2 protein-coding genes are annotated in these 1,101 nt (G+C 32.2%); one reads left to right on the top strand and one right to left on the bottom strand.

What is annotated here, in order from left to right; all coding sequences use genetic code 11:
- On the bottom strand, positions 1–208 hold a 208-nt coding region (locus D5281_RS26385; protein WP_277935636.1), incomplete at its 3' end, for a hypothetical protein.
- Positions 209–417: 209 nt separating this feature from the next.
- On the opposite strand from D5281_RS26385, the gene D5281_RS25045 reads away from it, so the two are divergent.
- Positions 418–1,101 (top strand): tyrosine-type recombinase/integrase (locus tag D5281_RS25045; RefSeq protein ID WP_160562551.1); only part of this gene is annotated, 684 nt, incomplete at its 3' end.

Genomic DNA, 1,101 nt, shown 5'->3' with positions numbered 1-1,101 from the left:
GCCATGTCATTTTGATGGATTGTTGTTTTAATTCATTGATACGTTTATCCAGATATCGGGAAAGCCAGTTCATGAGCGGTGACGGGATGAGCTTTTCAGGTGTTCTGGAAATGATGGTGAATAATATATCTTCTAATTTGCCGTATAGTTTCCGGAAAAATTCTTTTATCCGGTTACGGTCTTTAATTTCTATATCTATGATAATCACTCCATTCTTTAATCTATACCTATATCATAGCTTTAAATTGGAAAATATACAATATCCATGCCAAAAATCCATCAGATTATTTCCTCAAAATAATGTAAATTTGTTTGAGTTTTTCTAATAGAAACATATACAAATCAATTAAAAACTCAAAAAAGAAATAGAAATATATATCAAGGAAAACTCAAAAAAGATTCTTGGAGGAAATGAGTATGGAAAAATTGATAGAAGAATTTAAAAAGAAAATGATTCTTGAAGGGAAATCAAGAAGGACAGTGGAAGTTTACAGTAATTCTGTAAAGGAATTTTTTAAATGGTTTTGTGAAAGCTATGGGAATGTGGAATTTAAAAAGCTGTACCGTGAAAATATTTTGGAATACAAAAGCTACTTGAAGAATATCAAGAAGTCTTCGCATTCCGGTAACAACCTTTGTCCTAAATCCATTAACTCTAAATTATCAGCACTGATATGCTTTAATGAATTAATGGAGCCAGATAATATTGTTGTCTCTAAAAGGGATTTGATAAAAATACAGGCAGAAATGGTAAATCCAACGTCTATAACGAAAAAGGAAGTAGAAGAATTCAGACAGATAGTATTACAGAGCGAAGGATGTTCTGCAAGAAGGAATTTTGCCATTGTAACAATACTTGCATATGCCGGTTTGAGAATTTCAGAATGTCTTAATTTGCGGAGGTCTGATATATGCCTGGAATCAAATCAGTTAAAGGTTGCCAGTGGAAAAGGGGAGAAAGCAAGAATTGTAATTGTAAACAGTAAGATTGTATCGGCAGTATATGAATACCTGAAAACAGATTGTGTGGAATCTGAATGGCTTTTTCATAATAGTCGAGGGGAAAGATTAAACCAGACAACAATAAATAGAGTATTTAAG

Source organism: Parablautia muri (assembly GCF_009917485.1).
In the GTDB taxonomy this organism is placed as follows: Bacteria; Bacillota; Clostridia; order Lachnospirales; family Lachnospiraceae; genus Suilimivivens; species Suilimivivens muri.
Note: the sequence above shows the minus strand (reverse complement) of the source record. Positions and strands in the feature narration are given on the sequence as shown.